This is a genomic window from Streptomyces sp. NPDC047002, from assembly GCF_040704505.1.
Classification (GTDB): domain Bacteria; phylum Actinomycetota; class Actinomycetes; order Streptomycetales; family Streptomycetaceae; genus Streptomyces.
On record NZ_JBEYWC010000001.1, the window covers coordinates 566536 to 584272 of the forward strand.

Annotated in this window: 19 protein-coding genes; 13 read left to right on the forward strand and 6 right to left on the reverse strand. The window is 74.8% G+C overall.

The genetic code is table 11. The features are described 5' to 3' along the window. The first annotated feature begins 4 nt into the window (after nt 1–4). From AB0910_RS02495 to pssA, 4 genes are all read left to right on the forward strand, one after another. Nucleotides 5–514 carry a MaoC family dehydratase gene (locus AB0910_RS02495; RefSeq protein ID WP_366742610.1) on the forward strand — a complete coding sequence of 170 codons (510 nt, stop codon included), beginning with the start codon at nt 5–7 and terminating at the stop codon, nt 512–514. 1 nt (nt 515) lies between these two features. Further along, on the forward strand, nt 516–1727 hold the full coding sequence (locus AB0910_RS02500) for an acyl-CoA dehydrogenase family protein (RefSeq protein ID WP_366742611.1): 1212 nt from the start codon (nt 516–518) through the stop codon (nt 1725–1727). A gap of 314 nt (nt 1728–2041) precedes the next feature. Next, nucleotides 2042–2698, forward strand: coding sequence for a phosphatidylserine decarboxylase (locus AB0910_RS02505; RefSeq protein ID WP_366742612.1), 657 nt, complete (start codon nt 2042–2044; stop codon nt 2696–2698). Beyond that, the gene (gene pssA / locus AB0910_RS02510) at nt 2685–3545 is read left to right on the forward strand and encodes a CDP-diacylglycerol--serine O-phosphatidyltransferase (protein ID WP_366742613.1); all 861 of its coding nucleotides are present in this window, start codon (nt 2685–2687) and stop codon (nt 3543–3545) included. The genes AB0910_RS02505 and pssA overlap by 14 nt, the downstream gene beginning before the upstream one ends. Nucleotides 3546–3622: 77 nt before the next feature. Here the strand turns inward: pssA and AB0910_RS02515 are convergent, their stop codons facing one another. Continuing rightward, nucleotides 3623–4798 carry a glycerate kinase gene (locus tag AB0910_RS02515; RefSeq protein WP_366742614.1) on the reverse strand — a complete coding sequence of 392 codons (1176 nt, stop codon included), beginning with the start codon at nt 4796–4798 and terminating at the stop codon, nt 3623–3625. 108 nt (nt 4799–4906) lie between these two features. Between AB0910_RS02515 and AB0910_RS02520 the strand changes: the two genes are divergently transcribed. Both AB0910_RS02520 and AB0910_RS02525 read left to right on the forward strand, forming a co-directional pair. Beyond that, entirely contained in the window at nt 4907–5401 is a 495-nt protein-coding gene (locus tag AB0910_RS02520) for an NUDIX hydrolase (RefSeq protein WP_366742615.1), read from the forward strand. A gap of 79 nt (nt 5402–5480) precedes the next feature. Continuing rightward, on the forward strand, nt 5481–6203 hold the full coding sequence (locus AB0910_RS02525) for a Sir2 family NAD-dependent protein deacetylase (RefSeq protein WP_366742616.1): 723 nt from the start codon (nt 5481–5483) through the stop codon (nt 6201–6203). 62 nt (nt 6204–6265) lie between these two features. Here AB0910_RS02525 and AB0910_RS02530 read toward each other — a convergent pair whose 3' ends face one another. Continuing rightward, nucleotides 6266–6769, reverse strand: a complete 504-nt coding sequence (locus AB0910_RS02530) for a methylated-DNA--[protein]-cysteine S-methyltransferase (protein ID WP_366742617.1) — start codon at nt 6767–6769, stop codon at nt 6266–6268. Nucleotides 6770–6810: 41 nt separating this feature from the next. Next, nucleotides 6811–8301, reverse strand: a complete 1491-nt coding sequence (locus AB0910_RS02535) for an AlkA N-terminal domain-containing protein (RefSeq protein WP_366742618.1) — start codon at nt 8299–8301, stop codon at nt 6811–6813. A 189-nt stretch (nt 8302–8490) separates the two neighbouring features. Here AB0910_RS02535 and AB0910_RS02540 point away from each other — a divergent pair, with 189 nt between their 5' ends. Together AB0910_RS02540 and AB0910_RS02545 are read left to right on the forward strand one after the other, a co-directional pair. Continuing rightward, a complete protein-coding gene (locus tag AB0910_RS02540; protein WP_366742619.1) occupies nt 8491–9351 on the forward strand; it encodes a metallophosphoesterase in 861 nt (286 codons plus the stop codon). Then, nucleotides 9348–10040, forward strand: a complete 693-nt coding sequence (locus AB0910_RS02545; RefSeq protein ID WP_366742620.1) for a 4'-phosphopantetheinyl transferase superfamily protein — start codon at nt 9348–9350, stop codon at nt 10038–10040. The genes AB0910_RS02540 and AB0910_RS02545 overlap by 4 nt, the downstream gene beginning before the upstream one ends. Before the next feature lie 13 nt (nt 10041–10053). On the opposite strand, the gene AB0910_RS02550 is transcribed toward AB0910_RS02545, so the two are convergent. Beyond that, complete coding sequence (locus AB0910_RS02550; RefSeq protein WP_366742621.1) at nt 10054–10968, reverse strand: methyltransferase; 915 nt, start codon at nt 10966–10968, stop codon at nt 10054–10056. A 48-nt stretch (nt 10969–11016) separates the two neighbouring features. Between AB0910_RS02550 and AB0910_RS02555 the strand changes: the two genes are divergently transcribed. Then, nucleotides 11017–11592, forward strand: a complete 576-nt coding sequence (locus AB0910_RS02555) for an XRE family transcriptional regulator (protein WP_366742622.1) — start codon at nt 11017–11019, stop codon at nt 11590–11592. A 55-nt stretch (nt 11593–11647) separates the two neighbouring features. Here AB0910_RS02555 and AB0910_RS02560 read toward each other — a convergent pair whose 3' ends face one another. Together AB0910_RS02560 and AB0910_RS02565 are read right to left on the reverse strand one after the other, a co-directional pair. Beyond that, nucleotides 11648–12616 (reverse strand): DUF5954 family protein, encoded by a 969-nt coding sequence (locus AB0910_RS02560; protein WP_366742623.1) that lies wholly within the window; start codon nt 12614–12616, stop codon nt 11648–11650. A gap of 172 nt (nt 12617–12788) precedes the next feature. Then, entirely contained in the window at nt 12789–13799 is a 1011-nt protein-coding gene (locus AB0910_RS02565) for a trypsin-like serine protease (RefSeq protein ID WP_366742624.1), read from the reverse strand. Between the two features lie 276 nt (nt 13800–14075). On the opposite strand from AB0910_RS02565, the gene AB0910_RS02570 reads away from it, so the two are divergent. The 4 genes from AB0910_RS02570 to AB0910_RS02585 all read left to right on the forward strand — a co-directional run bounded on the left by AB0910_RS02570 (nt 14076) and on the right by AB0910_RS02585 (nt 17692). After that, on the forward strand, nt 14076–14510 hold the full coding sequence (locus tag AB0910_RS02570) for a nuclear transport factor 2 family protein (RefSeq protein ID WP_366742625.1): 435 nt from the start codon (nt 14076–14078) through the stop codon (nt 14508–14510). A gap of 123 nt (nt 14511–14633) precedes the next feature. Continuing rightward, nucleotides 14634–15635, forward strand: a complete 1002-nt coding sequence (locus tag AB0910_RS02575) for a substrate-binding domain-containing protein (RefSeq protein ID WP_366742626.1) — start codon at nt 14634–14636, stop codon at nt 15633–15635. Nucleotides 15636–15965: 330 nt separating this feature from the next. Further along, the gene (locus AB0910_RS02580; RefSeq protein WP_366742627.1) at nt 15966–16757 is read left to right on the forward strand and encodes an aldolase/citrate lyase family protein; all 792 of its coding nucleotides are present in this window, start codon (nt 15966–15968) and stop codon (nt 16755–16757) included. Continuing rightward, nucleotides 16754–17692 carry a D-glycerate dehydrogenase gene (locus tag AB0910_RS02585; RefSeq protein ID WP_366742628.1) on the forward strand — a complete coding sequence of 313 codons (939 nt, stop codon included), beginning with the start codon at nt 16754–16756 and terminating at the stop codon, nt 17690–17692. The genes AB0910_RS02580 and AB0910_RS02585 overlap by 4 nt, the downstream gene beginning before the upstream one ends. Nucleotides 17693–17737 lie beyond the last annotated feature (45 nt).

Below are 17737 nucleotides of genomic sequence, written 5' to 3' on the forward strand. Positions count from 1 at the left end.
GCCGATGCGGTTCGGCAGGACGTTCGAGGAGTTCGAGGTCGGCGCCGTGTACAAGCACTGGCCGGGCAAGACGGTCACGGAGTACGACGACCATCTGTTCTGCCTGCTCACGATGAACCACCACCCGCTGCACCTGGACGCACACTACGCGGGGACGACCACCGACTTCGGCCGCAACGTCGTGGTGGGCAACTACGTGTACTCGCTGCTGCTCGGGATGTCGGTGCCCGACGTGTCGGGCAAGGCCATCGCCAACCTGGAGGTGGAGTCGCTGCGCCATGTGGCGCCCACCTTCCACGGCGACACGCTGTACGGCGAGACGGCGGTGCTGGCGAAGACGCCGTCGCGCTCCAGGGACGACCGCGGGGTGGTGCAGGTGGAGACGTGCGGCTACACGCAGGACGGCACGGTGGTGTGCGTCTTCCGCCGCAAGGTGATGGTGCCGACGGCGCGGTACGTGGAGGAGCGGGGCGGCGGGCAGCCGGGCCGCCCCGAGCCCCGGAAGGAGAACTGACATGGCACGGCTCGCCGCCACCGCGGGGCTGACCGATGTGCAGCGCGAGATCGTCGCGACGGTGAGGGACTTCGTCGACAAGGAGATCCTGCCGGTCGCGACCGGGCTCGAACACACCGACACGTACCCGTCGGAGATCGTCGACGGGCTGAAGGACCTGGGCCTGTTCGGGCTGACGATTCCGGAGGAGTACGGCGGGCTCGGCGAGTCCCTGCTGACGTACGCGCTGTGCGTGGAGGAGCTGGCGCGCGGCTGGATGTCGGTGTCGGGGATCGTCAACACCCACTTCATCGTCGCGTACATGCTCGGCAAGTACGGCACGGACGAGCAGAAGGACGCGTTCCTGCCGCGGATGGCGGCAGGGGAGGTGCGGGGCGCGTTCTCGATGTCGGAGCCGGGGCTCGGCTCCGACGTGTCGGCGATCGCCACGAAGGGGGTGCGCGACCCGGCGACCGGCGGCTTCGCGCTGACGGGCCAGAAGATGTGGCTGACCAACGGCGGCACCTCCTCGCTGGTGGCCGTGTTGTGCAGGACGGACGAGGGGCAGCCGGCCGAGGCGCCGCCGCACCGCTCCATGACGACGTTCCTGGTCGAGAAGGAGCCGGGGTTCGGCGAGGTCGCCCCGGGGCTCACCATCCCCGGCAAGATCGAGAAGATGGGATACAAGGGCGTCGACACCACCGAGATGATCCTCGACGGCCTGCGCGTACCGGCCGACCGGGTGCTCGGCGGGACGACCGGCCGAGGGTTTTACCAAATGATGGACGGCGTCGAGGTCGGCCGGGTCAATGTGGCAGCGCGTGGTTGCGGTGTCGCACAGCGCGCCTTTGAACTGGGCATTTCGTACGCGCAGCAGCGCCACACCTTCGGCAGGCCCATCGCGCAGCACCAGGCCGTCCAGTTCCGACTGGCCGAGATGGCCACCAAGGTGGAGGCCGCGCATGCGATGATGGTCAACGCGGCACGCAAAAAGGACTCCGGTGAACGAAACGACCTGGAGGCAGGGATGGCGAAGTACCTCGCCTCCGAGTACTGCAAGGAAGTCGTCGAGGACGCCTTCCGCATCCACGGCGGCTACGGCTTCTCGAAGGAGTACGAGATCGAGCGCCTCTACCGGGAGGCCCCGATGCTGCTCATCGGCGAGGGTACCGCCGAGATCCAGAAAATGATCATCGGCCGCCGACTGCTTGAGGAGTACCGAGTGCAGGGATGAGCGCCAGGGCGCACGCCTCACACCTCCGTCCGGTTGACCCCGCTTCGGACCGGTTTTCGATCGGGCCGGCGGGTGGAAGGGGGCGGCCGAGGGCGGACACACCGCACAGAACACGCCATGGAACGCTCGGAACGAGACGTGCGTCCAAGCTCCCAAGAGCCCACCGGTGCACGCGCGCCCGTGGGGGGACGGGGCCCTCAGGGCCCCCGACTGGGCTGCTGGCTTGCCCAGTTGTGGTTCGCTACCGATAGCATCGGTGGAAGGCCGCCGTCCCCCTGTTGCCAGCGCGGCATCATCCGCTACGAAGGTCATCCATGCCCCACAGCCCATCCGGCCCAACCTCCGCACCCCGCGGCCGCGTCCGCCTCGCCAGGGGAGCATCCCCGTGGCTCCTGCCGACCGTCGCCACGGCGGCGCTCGGCCTGGCGCGCGCCCGCAGATCACGAGGTGCGGCCGCCGTAGCAGTGCCCGCCACCGCGCTCGCCGCGGGCATGCTGTGGTTCTTCCGCGACCCCGAGCGCGAGATCGCGCAGGGCCGTCTGATCTCCCCCGCCGACGGCGTGGTGCAGAGCGTCATGCCGTGGAAGGACGGACGCACCCGGGTCGCCATCTTCATGAGCCCGCTCAACGTGCACGTGAACCGCGCGCCGCTGGCCGGCACCGTGACGTCCGTCGAGCACATTCCCGGCGGCTACGTCCCCGCGTTCAACAAGGAGAGCGAGAACAACGAGCGCGTTGTCTGGCACTTCGACACCGAGCTCGGCGACATCGAGATGGTGCAGATCGCGGGCGCGGTGGCCCGCCGTATCGTGCCGTACGTGCCCGAGGGCACCAAGGTCGAGCAGGGTGAGCGCATCGGTCTCATCCGGTTCGGGTCGCGCGTCGACCTCTACCTCCCCGGCGACATCGACGTCGCGGTCGAGGTGGGCCAGAAGACGACCGCGGGGGTGACTCGAATTGACCGTGATTGACCCGGAGACCGGGACCGGTTGGGTGCCCGAGGCCCAGGAGGCGGCGGACGAGGCGGAGAACATGCCGCTGTCCCTGCGGCTCTCGATAGCCGATGCCCTCACCCTCGGCAACGCCACCTGCGGCTTCATGGCGGTGTACTTCACCACCACCGGCATCCTCATCCCCCATCTGACCGGCAGCGACGAGAGCGGCGGCATGGCCCGCCACTCCGCGGCGACCGCCGTCATCCTGATGCTGTGCGCGGCGGTCTTCGACCTCTTCGACGGCCTGGTGGCGCGCAAGCTGCGCAGCTCGCCGATGGGCGCCGAGCTGGACAACCTCTCCGACCTGATCAGCTTCGGCCTCGCGCCCGCCTACTTCGTCCTGGTCTACGGGCTGGTCGAGAGCGACGCCCACCAGCGGTTCTCCGTGGTGGCCGCGGTCGTGGTGCTCCTCGCCGTGGTGCTGCGGCTCGCGCGGTTCTCCTGCGTCACGGTGCGCGACGGGATGTTCCAGGGGATGCCGAGCCCGTTCGGCGCGCTCACGGTCGTCTCGATCGTCCTGCTCGAGCTGCCGTTCGTGCCGACGCTGCTGGCGATCGTGGGCGTGGCCTGGCTGATGGTGAGCCGGGTCGAGTACCCGAAGCCCCGAGGCGTCCTCGCGGTCGCGATGCTCGCCTGGATCGTCTCGGCGATGGCGCTGCTCGCCGCGTGGGCGTTCGACGCGCCCGGCGGCCAGCTGCTGCTCCAGACGGGCTGTGCGCTCCAGGTGGTCACCGGCGCGGTGATCCCGCTGTTCGCCACGGCGCGCCGGGTGAACACCTTCCGTGGCAACCGCCGCGAGGCGCGGGCGGCGCAGCTGCCGTAGCGGCGCCCGCCGTCCTGATCGATCCCACGGGACAGGCCCCGACCTGCGTCAGGTCGGGGCCTGTCCCGTGCCCGGGGTCAGCGCAGGTGGTCGGCCGCGAGGGCGGCCGCCGCGCGTTCGAGGAGGGGACCAGCCTCGGCGATGCAGCGCTCGGGGTCCGGCTCCAGGTCGGTCAGCGCGTAGGCGCGCAGGATCCCGGCGCCCCGCAGCGCGGCCGGGTCGAGGGCCAGCCGGCCGCAGACCGCGACGACGTCGACGCCGCGCGCCCCTGCGGCCGCCGCGACCCCGGCGGGCGCCTTGCCGTGCAGGGTCTGCGCGTCGAGGGAGCCCTCCCCCGTCACCACCAGCGTCGCGCGCTCCAGGGCGGCGGCGAAGCCCAGCACGTCGAGCATCACCTCGATGCCGGGGCGGAAGGCGGCGCCGAGCCCGACCAGGGCCCCGTAGCCGATCCCGCCCGCAGCGCCGGCGCCCGGCGCTGCGGCCGCCTCGGCGGCACGCGGACCGGCTGCCTCGCCGAGCACCTCGGCGAGGCGGCCGAGCGCCGCGTCGAGCGCGGCGACGTCGGCGGGGCTCGCGCCCTTCTGCGGCCCGTAGACGGCGGCCGCGCCCTTCGGGCCGGTCAGCGGATTGTCGACATCGCTGGCGAGCACGATCCGGGTGTCCGCGAGGCGGGGGTCGAGGCCGCTCAGGTCGGCCGACGCGAGGGCCGCGAGCCCGCCGCCGCCCGGCGGTACGGGCCCGCCCGCCGCGTCGAGGAGGCGGGCGCCCAGCGCCGTGAGCATGCCCGCGCCGCCGTCGGTGGTCGCGCTGCCGCCGACACCCAGGACGACCGTGCGGGCGCCCGCGTCGAGCGCCGCCCGCAGCAGCTCGCCTGTGCCGTACGTGGTCGCCGTCAGCGGCGCGAAGACGCCGGGCGGCAGGTGCTGGAGGCCCGAGGCCTCCGCCATCTCGACCACGGCGGTGCCGCCGCGCAGCGCGTACGCGGCGGTGAGCGGCTCGCCGCGCGGCCCGGTGACCCGCTCGGCACGCCGTTCGAACCCCGCGGCGAGCGCCGCCGCGACCGTGCCGTCGCCGCCGTCCGCCACGGGCAGGGCCTCCACCCGCACCCCGGGGACGACCCGGTGGATGCCGGCCGCGACCCGCTCCGCCACCTCGACCGCCGTCAGCGACCCCTTGAACTTGTCCGCCGCGACCAGCACGCTCGCTCGCGCGCCGCCGTCGCCGCGGCCCCCCTTCGCTGCTCCGTCCGTCACGTGCTTCTTCCTTTGCTGTCGAACAGGCAGTCGCGCCGCCCCGACCCTATCCGGCGGCCCGCGCCCTGCCCAGGCCGCGGCCGCGGCGGTCCCCGTTAGGCTGCGGGGGTGACAGTGAGCGACGACTACAGGGCCTACATCGCGGGGCTGCCCCGGATCCTCGCGGGGGCCGCCGTGCTGTTCCGCGACGCCGGGGGCCGGGTCCTCGCCGTGGAGCCGAACTACCGGGACGGCTGGGCGCTGCCCGGCGGGACCGTCGAGTCCGACGAGGGCGAGAGTCCCCGCCAGGGCGCGCGCCGCGAGACGCTGGAGGAGATCGGCCTGGACATCACGCCCGGCAGGCTGCTCGCCGTCGACTGGGTGCGCGGCCCCGGGCGGCCGCCGATCGCCGCGTACCTCTACGACGGCGGGGTGCTGAGCGACGGACAGCTCGCCGCGATCGTGCTCCAGGAGTCGGAGCTGCTGTCGTGGCGGCTGGTGGACCGGGCCGAGATCCGGGCGTACTTCCCCGGCTCGCTGGGCGGGCGGGTGGCGGCGGCGCTCGCGGCGGCGGAGTCGGGCGGCGGTGCGGTGGAGCTGGAGGACGGCCGCCCGGTCGGCTGAGCCGCGCAGGCCCCTCGCGACCGGGGCCGTGTGCGGCCGCCGCTCCCGGTCCCGTGCGCCGCCGCCTACGCTCGGAGGCATGACACTCGTCGCGATCCTGACCGGCGCGGGCATCTCCACGGACTCCGGCATCCCGGACTACCGCGGTCCGAACGGTGTCTGGCGGCGCGACCCCGGGGCCGAGCGGTATGTGACGTACGAGGCGTACATGAGCGATCCCCAGCTCAGGCGGCGCGCCTGGCGGCGGCGCGCGGACAGCCCGACGCTGCGGGCCGAGCCGAACGCCGCGCACCGGGCCATCGCCGACCTCGACCGCTCGGGCACCCCGGTCAGGGTGCTCACACAGAACGTGGACGGGCTGCACCAGCGGGCCGGCCTGCCCGGCGAGAAGGTGCTCGAACTGCACGGCACCGCGCGGGAGATCATGTGCACGGCGTGCCGCCGCAGGTCGCCGGTCGACCGGGCGCTCGCACGGGTCGCGGCGGGCGAGGAGGACCCGCCCTGCGAGGAGTGCGGCGGCATCCTCAAGTCCGCCACGGTCATGTTCGGCGAGCGGCTCGACCAGGCCGTGCTGCGCGAGGCGCTGGCGATCGCCAAGGGGTGCGAGGTGTTCCTCGCCGTGGGCAGCACGCTCCAGGTCCGGCCTGCCGCGTCGCTCGCGGGCGTGGCGGCCGACCACGGGGCGCGGCTGATCGTGGTGAACGCCGACCCGACGCCGTACGACGCGCGCGCCGAGCGGGTGGTGCGGGAGCCCATCGGGACGTCGCTGCCGCCGCTGCTGCGCGCGCTCCACGCCGCCTGACCGCGCCGCCCGTCCCCCGCTCCCCCTGCACGGCAGCACAGGCAGGCGGCGGGCGGCAGCGCTCAGAACAGCGCGTCCTCGGGCGCAGGCGCGTGCCCTGCCTCCAGGGCGAGGAGGCGCCGCTTGTTCGCGAGGCCGCCGCCGTAGCCGGTCAGGCCGCCGGTGGAGCCGACCACGCGGTGGCAGGGCACGACGATGCTGACCGGGTTCCTGCCGTTGGCGAGGCCCACCGCGCGGGAGGCGCCGGGGCTGCCGAGCGCGGCGGCGAGCTCGCCGTACGAGCGGGTCCCGCCGTACGGGATGCGGGTCAGCTCCGACCAGACGCGGCGCTGGAAGGGCGTGCCCTCCAGGTGCAGCGGCAGGTCGAACTCGTGCAGTTCGCCACTGAAGTACGCCGCCAGCTGGGCGGCGGCCTCGGAGAACGGCTCGGCGGAGCGCGCGCCGAAGGTGTCACGGGGCGGCATGTGGCGGTGCTCGTCCATGTAGACGCCGCTGAGGGCGCCGTCGGTCGCCACCAGAGTGAGGGGCCCGAGCGGGCTGTCGATGACGGTGTGCCTGCGTTCCATGGCTTCTCCTGTGGCGCGGGGGCTGTGGTGCGGTCGGTGCTTCATGCGGGCAGGCGGTTGACGGGGTGGTCGCCGGTGGCCCAGAGGTACTGCGTGGCGTAGGCGCGCCAGGGCCGCCACGGCGCGGCGCGGGTGGTGAGCGCGGCGGGGGCCGCGGGCAGGCCGAGCAGGGAGGCGGCCCTGCGGACGCCGAGGTCGGTGGGGAGGAACGCGTCCGGGTCGCCGAGCGCCCGCATCGCGATCGACTCGACGGTCCACGGGCCGAAGCCCGGCAGGGCGGCGAGCGCGGCCCGCGCCTCGGTCCAGTCGCTGTCGGGGCCGAGGCGCAGCGCCCCCGACGCCAGGGCCTCGACCAGGCCGATGAGCGTGGCGCGCCTGGCCTTCGGCAGGGCGAGCGACGCGGGGTCGAGGCCGGCGAGCGCCTCGGCCGCGGGGAAGAGGTGGGTGAGCCCGCCGTCGGGGTCGTCGACCGGGACGCCGTGGGCCGCGACGAGGCGGGCGGCGTGGGTGCGGGCCGCGGCCGTGGACACCTGCTGCCCGAGCACGGCGCGCACGGCGAACTCCGCCGCGTCCACGGTGCGGGGCACCCTGCGGCCAGGGGCCTCGTGCACCAGCGGCGCGAGCCCGGGGTCGGCGGCGAGTTGCCCGTCGACCGCTACGGGGTCGGCGTCCAGGTCGAGCAGCCTGCGGCAGCTGCTGATGGCGACGGTCAGGTCGCGCGGGTCGGTGAGCGAGAGCCGGCAGGCCACGTGGTCCGGCCGGGGGGAGAGCGACACGATGCCGTGGCCGTACGGGAGCGACAGGGTGCGCCGGTAGGCGCCGTCGCGCCACTCCTCGACGCCGGGCACCGCCGTCGCCGCGAGGTGCCCGAAGAGGTTGCCGGGGGTGAGCGGCGCGCGGAACGGCAGCCGCAGCGCGATCGCCCCCGCGGTCCGCGCGGGCGCGGCGGCCCCGGCCCTGCCGCCGGTCCGCGCCGCGCGCTCCCGCAGTGCGCCGGGGGCGAGCGCGAACACCGTGCGCACGGTGTCGTTGAAGGACCGCACGGACGCGAAGCCTGCGGCGAAGGCGACCTCGGCCATCGGCAGCGCCGTCGTCTCGATCAGGATGCGCGCGGTCTGCGCCCGCTGGGCGCGGGCCAGGGCCAGGGGGCCCGCGCCCAGCTCGGCCCGCAGCTGCCGTTCGAGCTGGCGGGCCGAGTAGCCGAGGCGCGAAGCGAGCCCCGGCACGCCCTCCCGGTCCACCACGCCGTCCTGGATGAGCCGCACGGCGCGGGCCACGCTGTCCGCCCGCGCGTTCCAGGCGGGCGATCCGGGGCTCGCGTCCGGCCTGCACCGCTTGCAGGCGCGGAAGCCCGCCTGCTGGCAGGCGGCGGCGCTCGGATGGAAGACCATGTTCTCGGTCTTCGGCGGCACGACGGGGCAGCTGGGCCTGCAGTAGATGCCGGTGGTCAGGACGGCGGTGAAGAACCAGCCGTCGAACCGGGCGTCCTTGGAGCGCACGGCACGCTCGCAGCGTTCCCTGTCGGTGTGCATGCGTCCAGGATCGGCGAAGGGACCGGGGGAAGCTCGCAGAAAAACGACATCAAGGTCGCGGGGAGCGGCGGGGTAGCATCCTGACGTGACGAAGATGCGGGCAACTGCGGCTCTGCTCCGGCGGCTTGGCGAGAACGTGCGCCCAGGGCGCGCGGCGCCCGTGCGCGCTCCCCGGTTGCGGGGTGGCGCATGACGGCCCCCTCGGGGGAGCCGCGGCTCCTCGCCATCAGCGACCTGCACGCCGCGCACGCCGACAACCGCGCGATCATCGAGTCCCTGCGCCCCGGCACGGACGGCGACTGGCTGCTGGTCGCCGGTGACGTCGGGGAGATCAGCACGGACATCGAGTGGGCGCTGACACTGCTCGCCGACCGGTTCGCCACGGTGGTCTGGGTGCCGGGCAACCACGAGCTGTGGACGCACCCCTCCGACCCGCTGACGCTGCGCGGCCGCTTCCGCTACGAGCACCTGGTGTCGATGTGCCGGGGGCTCGGCGTCGTGACGCCCGAGGACCCGTACCCGGTGTGGCGGGGCGCGGGCGGTCCGGTGACGGTCGTGCCGCTGTTCCTGCTGTACGACTACTCGTTCCACGCGCCCGGCGCCTCCACCAAGGAGGAGTCGCTGCGGGTGGCGCACGAGGCGGGCGTGGTCTGCACGGACGAGTACATGCTGCACCCCGACCCGTACGAGACCCGCGACGCCTGGTGCGCCGCGCGCATCGTGGAGACGGAGAAGCGGCTCGCGGCGCTCGACCCCGATCTGCCGACGCTGCTGGTCAGCCACTGGCCGCTGGTGCGGGAGCCGACGGACGTCATGTACTACCCGGAGTTCGCGCAGTGGTGCGGCACGACGCGCACCGCCGACTGGCACACCACCTACCGGGCCCTGGCCTCGGTCTACGGCCATCTGCACATCCCGCGCAGGACGACGTACGACGGGGTGCCGTTCGTCGAGGTGTCGGTGGGCTATCCGCGCGAGTGGCGCGGGCGCGGCGGGCCGCGGCCCGCCCTGCGCGAGATCCTGCCCGACCTGGCAGGGGAGCCCCGGTGATCGCGGAGCTGCTGCCCGCGGCGGTGACGGCGTACGACACGTTCGCCGACGCCTCGGGTGACGTGCTGTTCCCCGAGGAGCAGGCCGTGGTGGCGCGGGCCGTCGACAAGCGGCGCAGGGAGTTCACGACCGTGCGGGAGCTGGCGCGCACGGCCATGGCCGAGCTGGGTGTCGCGCCCGCTCCGCTGCTGCCCGACCGGCGCGGCGCGCCGCGCTGGCCCGAGGGGCTCGTCGGCAGCATGACGCACTGCGACGGCTACCGCGCCGTGGCGGTCGCGCGGGCCGCTGACATCCACGCGGTGGGCATCGACGCGGAGCCCAACCTGCCGCTGCCCGAGGGGGTCCTCGACGCGGTGACGGTACCCGCGGAGCGCGCCAGGATCGCCGAGCTCGGCGCCTCGCACCCGGAAGTGGCGTGGGACCGGCTGGTGTTCAGTCTCAAGGAGACCATCTTCAAGGCATGGTTCCCGCGGACGCGCTACGAACTCGACTTCTCCGAGGCCGACGTGACGCCCGTGCCGGAGGGCGCGGGCGCCGGTACGTTCGGCTTCGCGCTCGCGCTGGAGCGCGAGGGCCCCGACGCCCGCTGGCTGAGCGCGGCGCGCGGCCGGTGGACGACGGGGGACGGCGTCCTCGTCACGGCACTCGCCGTGCCCAGGACGACGCTGCCCGGCCAGCGGCGCGGCTGAGCCCGGCCGTTCCTCAGGCCGCGGGGCGCCGGGCGATCCAGGTGGCGCGCGTGGAGCGCACCACCAGGTCGCCGCGGTGCCTGACGTCCTGCGGGCCGCCGTCGAGCAGCGTGTCGAGCGCCGCGAGGTCGGCGGGGTCCGCGCGGTCCTCGACCACGGCGCGGATCCGGCCGAGCACCAGGTGCGCGTAGCGGCCTGCGCCCTCGGGCAGCGGCGCGCTCAGCGCGAGCCGGTCCGTGCGCTGTTCCTCGACGGCGAACCCTGCGGCGGCGAGCAGCGCGCTCCAGTCGGCACCGAGGTGCGGCACCTGCTCGGCGTGGACGGCGTCGAGCAGCGCGCGGCAGCGCTCCTCGACGCCCGGCCGCGCGGGCACCGCGTCGTCGGGCAGGAAGCGGGGCAGCCCGTCGAGCTCGGCCACCGCGAGCAGGCCGCCGGGGCGCAGGGCCGCGCGCACCACGGCGAGGGCGGCCGCCGGGTCGGCGACATGGTGCAGGGAGGCGGAGGCCCAGACGAGGTCGGCGTCCTCGACGCCGGGGAGGCCGGCGCCCGCGTCCGCCTCCAGGGTGCGCACGCGTGCGCCGAGCCCGCGGGCGTCTGCCGTGGCGGTGATCCTGGCCAGCATGTCCGGGTCGGTGTCGACGGCGGTCACCCGGGCGCCGGGGAAGCGTTCGAGCAGCGCGAGCGTGCCGGCGCCCGTCCCCGCCCCGAGGTCCACGACGCGGGTGACGGGCCCCCGGGCGAGGCGGGCAATCCGGCCGGTCAGGCCGGCGATGTGCGGGGCGAACAGGCCGGCGTCCAGGTCGAGCATCTCCGCGAGCCCGTCGGGCAGGGCCGCGCCCTGCCCTGGGGCAGGGTGGCCGTGGTTGCCGTGGGCGGTCGGTGCGGCGGGGTGGCTGTGCCCGGTGGGCCGGGGTGCGGGGTGGGTCATGCGGCCGACCCTACGGAGCGCTTGCGCACAACGCATAGGATCATGCGTATGACGCAAGAGCCTGACGGTCTCGACGGCCTCGTACGCAAACGCGTCCGGGCCCTGCGCGCCGCGCAGGGCTGGTCGCTCGACGACCTCGCGCACCGCTGCCACCTGAGCCCTTCGACGCTCAGCAGGATCGAGACCGGCGGGCGCAGGATCGCCCTCGACCAGCTCACCGCGATCGCCAGGGCCCTCGGCACCACGCTCGACCAGCTCGTGGAGACGGCCGCGGACGACGTCGTCATCCGGCCCGTACGCGACCGGTCCCGCGGGCTCACGCACTGGCCGATGCGGGGCGATCCCGGCGTGACGGTGGTCAGGATGCGCGTCACCTCTCCCCCGCAGGACAGCCCGGCCGCGCTGCGGGCGCATCCGGGGCGCGAATGGTTCACGGTGCTCGCGGGCACGGCGGAACTGCTGCTCGGGGAGCGCAGGCTGCGGATCGAGGAGGGCGAGGCGGCCGAGTTCCCCACCATGCTCCCGCACGCCCTCGGCGCGGTCGGCGGCCCCGCCGACGTCCTCGGCGTCTTCGACCGCGAGGGCCGCCGCGCCCACCTGCGCGGGCAGGGACGCCGCGGCTAGGGCCTCTCGGCCAGACGCGGGCCCCGGCGACCGGGGCCCGCGCCGTCCCCGGCGGCTAGCCCTGCTCGTACTCCGCGTGGTCCGAGGGGCGCGGGGGCTCAGGGCCCTCGGCGCCCGTGCGGACCAGCCGCTCGACGCGGCACACGCGGAAGACCGTCTCACCGGCCCGCGCCTCGTCGGCGCGGCGCTCGGCGCGGAAGCGGCGGGCGGCGCGGGCGTACCGGTCGCGCTCGGCGGCGTCGGCCGGCCGCGCCCCGGTGAGCTGCTCGTACAGCAGGCGCCGCGCGTCGTGCGGGGTCGGCATGAGGCGGCCGTGCGGGGCCCAGCCGCGGCCGGTGCGCTGCACCACGCCGAAGCCGGTGGGCAGCAGCACCACCTCGGGGTGGGTGCGCACCGCCCGCCGCGAGTCGGCCCTGACCCGGGCGGGGAAGCGTGTGCCAGTGTAGGCGAACCCCCGCAGCGCCAGCCGCAGCGCACCCGCCATCACGCCCTGGTCCTCCGCTTCCGCGTGCTCGGCGTCGAGCCGGACTCCGAGGTCGCGCAAGGCGGGCTCCCACGCGCCCTTCCAGGACGGGTGCGGCGGCTCCTGGTCGGTGGGGCGCGGCGGTTCGAGTCCTTCGGCGCCGCTGCGGGCCAGCTCCTCGCCCCGTACGACCCGGTGGAGCACACCGAGGACCTCGGCCTCGTCGGTCTCGCCCGCGTCGAGCGCCCCGAGCGCGTCGAGGAGCGCGCGGCGCGCCGCGCTCCCCCGCGTGTCGTCCCGCGCCGACTGACGGAGCAACGAAACCAGTGCCTCCCTGGCCTCCCCCGGCGTGCCGCAGGTGACCGGGTGCGTCACGCGCCAGCCGCCGCCCGCCGCCGGGTCGAGGGCCGCGGTCCCGAACACCGGGCCGCGCACGGCGAGATGGGGGTAGGCGACGGACGCCCTGACCGCGTCCTCCTCGGTCACCCACGCCGCGGGGTCGTCGCGCCGCACCAGCCCGGCGTGGAGCCGGTCGAGCTGCCGCATCCAGTCTCCGGCCATGTGCACATTGTCCATGCACGGCGACGGAGAGTACACCGAACGGCGCAAGATCCCCGCCGGGTGCGGCAGGCGCGCCGCGCCCGCGCCGGACAGCCGACCGGCCCTCCGGCCCGCTGTCCGGCGCGGGCGGCGGTCCCGTCCCTGGCCGCCGCCCGCGCCGCCGCGCCCCGCCTTACGCCCCGGCCTGCTGATAGAGGCTCAGGGCCTCGTTGCCGAGGTACGGGTGGTACTCGTTGCCGCCCGCGCTGACGCTGATGTTGCCGACGAGGTAGCCGCCTCCGGTCGACGTGTCGAAGCCGGAGAGGAAGCCGCCGCCGCTGGAGCCGCCGGTCTGCACGCAGTCGATCCCCCACATCGTGGAGCCGGCGCGGCCGGTGTCGAGGAACTCGGTGCCCTCGCAGTGGTTGAGGCGCTCGCCGCCGCCCTCGGCCGCGGAGCCGCCGTAGCCGAAGGAGTGGACGTGCTGGCCCGTGGGCGAGTTGAAGGCGATGCCCTGCGCGCCCACGGTGTCCGCGAGGGTCCTGCCGTTCAGCGGGGACAGCCGGGCGAAGGCGAAGTCGTAGTTGGCGTTGCCGCCGGTCGAGACGTACTCGTCGCGGTGGAAGAGCGCGGAGGCGGTGAACGTGCCGTAGGGGCGGTTCCCGTTGGCGTAGCCCGGGATGAAGACCCAGTTGCGGTAGACCTCGCCGGTCGAGGCGTCGACCACGCAGTGGCCCGCGGTCAGGACGACGGACTTGTTGTCGCTGTTGGCGACGGTCGCCGAGCAGGCGAAGGTGCCGCCTGAGGCGTTCTGGAAGAAGACCTTGCCCTCGGTGGTGGCGATCAGGCCGCCGCCGGTCCACGCCGTCGGGGAGGAGGCGGCGGGCGCGGCGACGGCGCGGGTGGTGGCGGTCCGGCCCGGGGCGGGCCGCGGGGCCACCGTGACGGTCGGGCCGCCGGGCGCGGCGATCGCGCGTCCCGCGGCGGGGACCGCGGCCGTCACGTCCCGCGCGCCGCGCAGCCTTGCCGTGGTCCAGAAGCCGGCGGCGGTCCGCTGCGCCGCGGCCGGCACCTGCGTGGCCGTGGCGCCGGCGTGGGCGGTCGCCGGGGCGCCGGGCGCCGCGAGGGCGGGAGAGGCGCACGCCAGCGCGGCGGCCGCGAGCAGGGCGGCGGCGAGCCCGGAGGTTCTGCGTCGTGGGGTCATCATCGGCTCCTCTTCATGGGGGTGGAGGGCAGCGCGGACCATGGCGCGACACCGCTGGACAACGTTGTCACGAAGGCATCCGCGCCGAGGTCCGTACCAACTCAGCCTGACACGGGGGCCGTTGACTGTCCATGTCCATGACATCAGGGAAACCCGGCTGCCGGTACGGGCGCACGGCGGCCGGCCAGGCTCCCGGCGAGGCCGCGCCGCGGCGCGCGCGTCGGCGCTGCTAGCGTGCGCGGGACCGGGTGTCCGCCGTAGTGCCGGAGGGTTCTCATGCTGCAAGCCGTCGACCTGCGGGCCCTGGAGAACCTCGTCGCGCGGTACGCGGAGCTGGTCGACGACGGGGACTTCGCCGCGGTCGGCGACCTCTTCGCCGACGGGGTGTTCCTCGCCAGTGGGGGCGCCTTCCGCGGACGCGAGGCCGTGGAGGGGATGCTCAGGGACCGCACGATCCTGTACGGCGACGGGACCCCGCGCACCCACCATGTGACGACCAACAGCGTGATCGAGCAGGGCGAGGGCCCCGACGAGGCCACGGCGCGCTCGTACGTGACGGTCTTCCAGGCGCTGCCCGGGCTGCCGCTGCAGCCCGTGGCCGCGGGGCGCTACCGGGACCGCTTCACCCGCGCCGGCGGGGTCTGGCGCTTCGCCGAGCGCCGGTTCGCCATCCGGCTCGTGGGCGACACCAGCCGCCATCTGCGCCCCTGACGGGGCGGTGCGGCGCGCCCGCTGCGCCGGGCAGTGCACCGGTGCAGGAGACCTCTTCGCCGTGCGAGGATGGGTGCGAAATTTTCCGTCGGGTTTCGCGACGCGGGGACGGGGGTCGAGGCAGTGCAGCAGACGGCGTCGCTCGCCGAGGTGGCCGCCGCGGCGGGCGTCTCGGTCGCCACGGCGTCGAAGGCGCTCAACGACCGCCCCCGGGTGAGCGCGGGGACCCGGGCGCGCGTCGCCGCCGCGGCGCAGCGCCTCGGGTACGTCCCGCGGCACGGCGCGAGCCGGTTCAAGCTGCGGGGCACGGTCGGCATCATCGCGAGCGACCTCGCGGGGCGGTTCGCGCTGCCGATCATGATGGGTGCCGAGGACGCCTTCGGGCTCGGCTCGATCTCCCTGCTCATGTGCGACGCGCGCGGTGACGCCATCCGGGAGCGCCATCACCTGCGCGCGCTCGTCGAGCGGAACGTCGACGGGATCATCGTGCTCGGCAGCCTCTCGTCCGCGCGCCCGAGCCTGAGCGGCCTGTTCGGGGTGCCGCTCGTGTACGCCTACGCGCCCTCCGACGCGGCAGGCGACACGTCGGTCGACGCGAGCCACGAGCGCGCGGGGGCGCTGGCCGCCGACCACCTGGTGCAGTCGGGCGCGGCGAAGGTCGCCGTCATCGCGGGCGATCCGCGCGTCCGCGCCACGGCGGAGCGGTCGAGAGCCGCCCGTCTGCGGCTTGCCGAGGCCGGAGTGGAGATCGCCGGCGGGGCGGTGTACGCGGGCGAGTACTCGGAGCCCTGGGGGCGGGCTGCGGCGCGGGCGGTGATCGAGCGGGACGCGGACGTCGACGGCTTCCTCTGCGGCAACGACCAGATCGCCCGCGGCGTCCTGGACGCGCTCAAGGAACTCGGCCGCGACGTACCGGGGCAGGTCCGGGTGATCGGCCATGACAACTGGGCCGCCATGGTCGAGCCCGCACGGCCCGCGCTGACCTCCGTCGACATGAATCTGGAGGAGATCGGGCGGGTCTCCGCCGACCTGCTCCTGCGCGCGATCGACGGGCGCCCGGAGCCCGGGGTGCACCATGTCGAGCCCCGGCTGGTGGTGCGGGGCTCGACCATGCGGACCCACTGAACGGCCCGTCGGCGCACGCGGCCGGCGCGCGGGGCGCCGGCCTGCCGCCGGCGCAGGGGGCTCGGGAGGGAGGACCGTAGGCGGCGGCCGCTGCGAAACCTGAGCGAAACCTTTCCAGGGGTTTGAACCCGCGCGGGCCGCGTTCCTACGCTCCCCCATGAGGCCCCGCACCGGGGCCGTCCACACCACGGCGACCGGGCACGCACATCCGCCGTCCCCGCACCGCCGCGTCGGCCCCGGCCATCCACCGTCGCGCTCGCGGCCGGGCCGACGCGTGGCGATCGCCGTGCACCCCGCAGTGCACCGCTGCCGACGAGAGGAAGACGCCCCGTGCGCCAGAACCCCCTGCGTGAACGGTTCGCCGACGGCCGGCCGACCATCGCCACCCGTGTCATGCTGCCGGACCCCGCGGTCACGGAGGCGGTGGGCCAGACCGGTGTGTTCGACTATGTGGAGTTCCTCGCCGAGTACAACGCGTTCACGCTCCACGATCTCGACAACATCGGCCGTGCGGCGGAGCTCCACGGGCTGGGCACCATGGTCAAGCTCGACTACGAGCACAACCGCTATCTGGCCCAGCGCGCCGTCGGGTCGGGCTTCGGCGGTGTCCTCTTCGCCGACATGCGCACCCGCGACGACGTCCTGCGCGCCGTCGCCTCGGTCCGCCCCGACACCCCGGGGCACGGCGGCACCTACGGCGCGGCCGCCCGGCGCAACGCGCGGCCGGACTACGGCGGCGGCGCCGCCTATGTCAGGAGCGTCGCGGAGACCGTCGTCGGTGTCATGGTCGAGAAGCGGGAGAGCTTCGACGACCTCGACGCACTGCTCTCCGTACCCGGCGTCGACTTCGTGCAGTGGGGGCCCACCGATTTCGGGATGAGCTCGGGAAAGACCGCGGGGGAGATCGACGCGGTGCGCTCCGAGCTGTTCGCCGCGTGCGCCAGGAACGGCGTGCCCGCCCGCATCGAGCTCGCGGGCCTTGACGAGTTCAACGACCTGTGCGCGCAGGGCTTCCGCCACTTCTCGCTGGGCATCGACATCGACATCCTCTTCCGCTCATGGAAGCGGCTGGGTACCGAGGCCCGCGCGCTCCTGCGCACGCCGAAGGCGGTCACGTCGTGAGCTTCCGGGCCGCCTCCACGGTCGCGCTCCCCGCGCGCCCCGCGGCCACGCTCACGGACCTGGGGGTCGACCTGGTGCCCGCCCGTGGCGTGTCGGGACTGCTGGCGCTGCGGGACCTCGACGCGGTGATCACCACCATCACCGACCCCGTCGACGAGGCCGCCGTCGCCGGGCTGAAGGCCCACGGCGTCCGGCTCGTAGCGAACGTCGGCGTCGGGTACAACAACATCGACATCGCGGCCGCGCGCCGCGCGGGCCTGTCCGTGACCAACACCCCCGACGTCCTCACCGATGCCACGGCCGACCTCGCCATGGCCCTCCTCCTCGACGCGACCCGGCGGGTCTGCGAGGGCGACCGGCTCGTCCGCGGCGGCCGGCCGTGGTCGTGGGCGTTCGACTTCATGTGGGGCAGCTCGCTCGCAGGCAAGCGGCTCGGCATCGTGGGATACGGGCGCATCGGCGCGGCGGTCGCCCGCCGGGCCCGCGCCTTCGGCATGGCGATCGCGTCGTCGTCACGCAGGCCGCGCTCCGAGCAGGACGTCGAGTGGATGCCCCTCGACCGGCTGTTCGCCGAGTCCGACGTGGTCTCGCTGCACTGCCCGCTCACCGCCGGGACGCGGCACCTCGTCGACGCCGACCGGCTGCGCTCGATGAAACGGACCGCCGTGCTCGTCAACACCGCGCGCGGTCCGGTCGTCGACGAGGCCGCGCTCGTCGCGGCCCTGGCCGACGGCACCATCGCGGCGGCCGGCCTCGACGTCTACGAGGCGGAACCGCGCATCGCCCCGGGACTTGCCGACCTCGACAACGTGGTCCTCGCCCCCCATCTCGGGTCGGCCACCCGGGAGACCAGGGAGGCCATGGCCGACCTGGCCGTGCAGAACGTGGCAGCGCTCTGCCGCGGCCGCGGACTGCTGACCCCCGTCACGGCCTGACCGCACCGCACCGTCGCGGCCCGATGGATTCACCCAAGGAAGTGT

Excerpts from the sequence above, each read along its gene's own strand:
- AB0910_RS02550 (WP_366742621.1), bottom strand. The coding sequence starts at position 10,968 with ATGACCCACCCCGCACCCCGGCCCACCGGGCACAGCCACCCCGCCGCA.
- AB0910_RS02535 (WP_366742618.1), bottom strand. The coding sequence starts at position 8,301 with ATGCACACCGACAGGGAACGCTGCGAGCGTGCCGTGCGCTCCAAGGAC.
- AB0910_RS02500 (WP_366742611.1), top strand. The coding sequence starts at position 516 with ATGGCACGGCTCGCCGCCACCGCGGGGCTGACCGATGTGCAGCGCGAG.
- AB0910_RS02505 (WP_366742612.1), top strand. The coding sequence starts at position 2,042 with ATGCCCCACAGCCCATCCGGCCCAACCTCCGCACCCCGCGGCCGCGTC.
- AB0910_RS02495 (WP_366742610.1), top strand. The coding sequence starts at position 5 with ATGCGGTTCGGCAGGACGTTCGAGGAGTTCGAGGTCGGCGCCGTGTAC.
- AB0910_RS02530 (WP_366742617.1), bottom strand. The coding sequence starts at position 6,769 with ATGGAACGCAGGCACACCGTCATCGACAGCCCGCTCGGGCCCCTCACT.
- AB0910_RS02540 (WP_366742619.1), top strand. The coding sequence starts at position 8,491 with ATGACGGCCCCCTCGGGGGAGCCGCGGCTCCTCGCCATCAGCGACCTG.
- AB0910_RS02565 (WP_366742624.1), bottom strand. The coding sequence starts at position 13,799 with ATGACCCCACGACGCAGAACCTCCGGGCTCGCCGCCGCCCTGCTCGCG.
- AB0910_RS02570 (WP_366742625.1), top strand. The coding sequence starts at position 14,076 with ATGCTGCAAGCCGTCGACCTGCGGGCCCTGGAGAACCTCGTCGCGCGG.
- AB0910_RS02555 (WP_366742622.1), top strand. The coding sequence starts at position 11,017 with ATGACGCAAGAGCCTGACGGTCTCGACGGCCTCGTACGCAAACGCGTC.
- AB0910_RS02525 (WP_366742616.1), top strand. The coding sequence starts at position 5,481 with ATGACACTCGTCGCGATCCTGACCGGCGCGGGCATCTCCACGGACTCC.
- AB0910_RS02560 (WP_366742623.1), bottom strand. The coding sequence starts at position 12,616 with ATGGCCGGAGACTGGATGCGGCAGCTCGACCGGCTCCACGCCGGGCTG.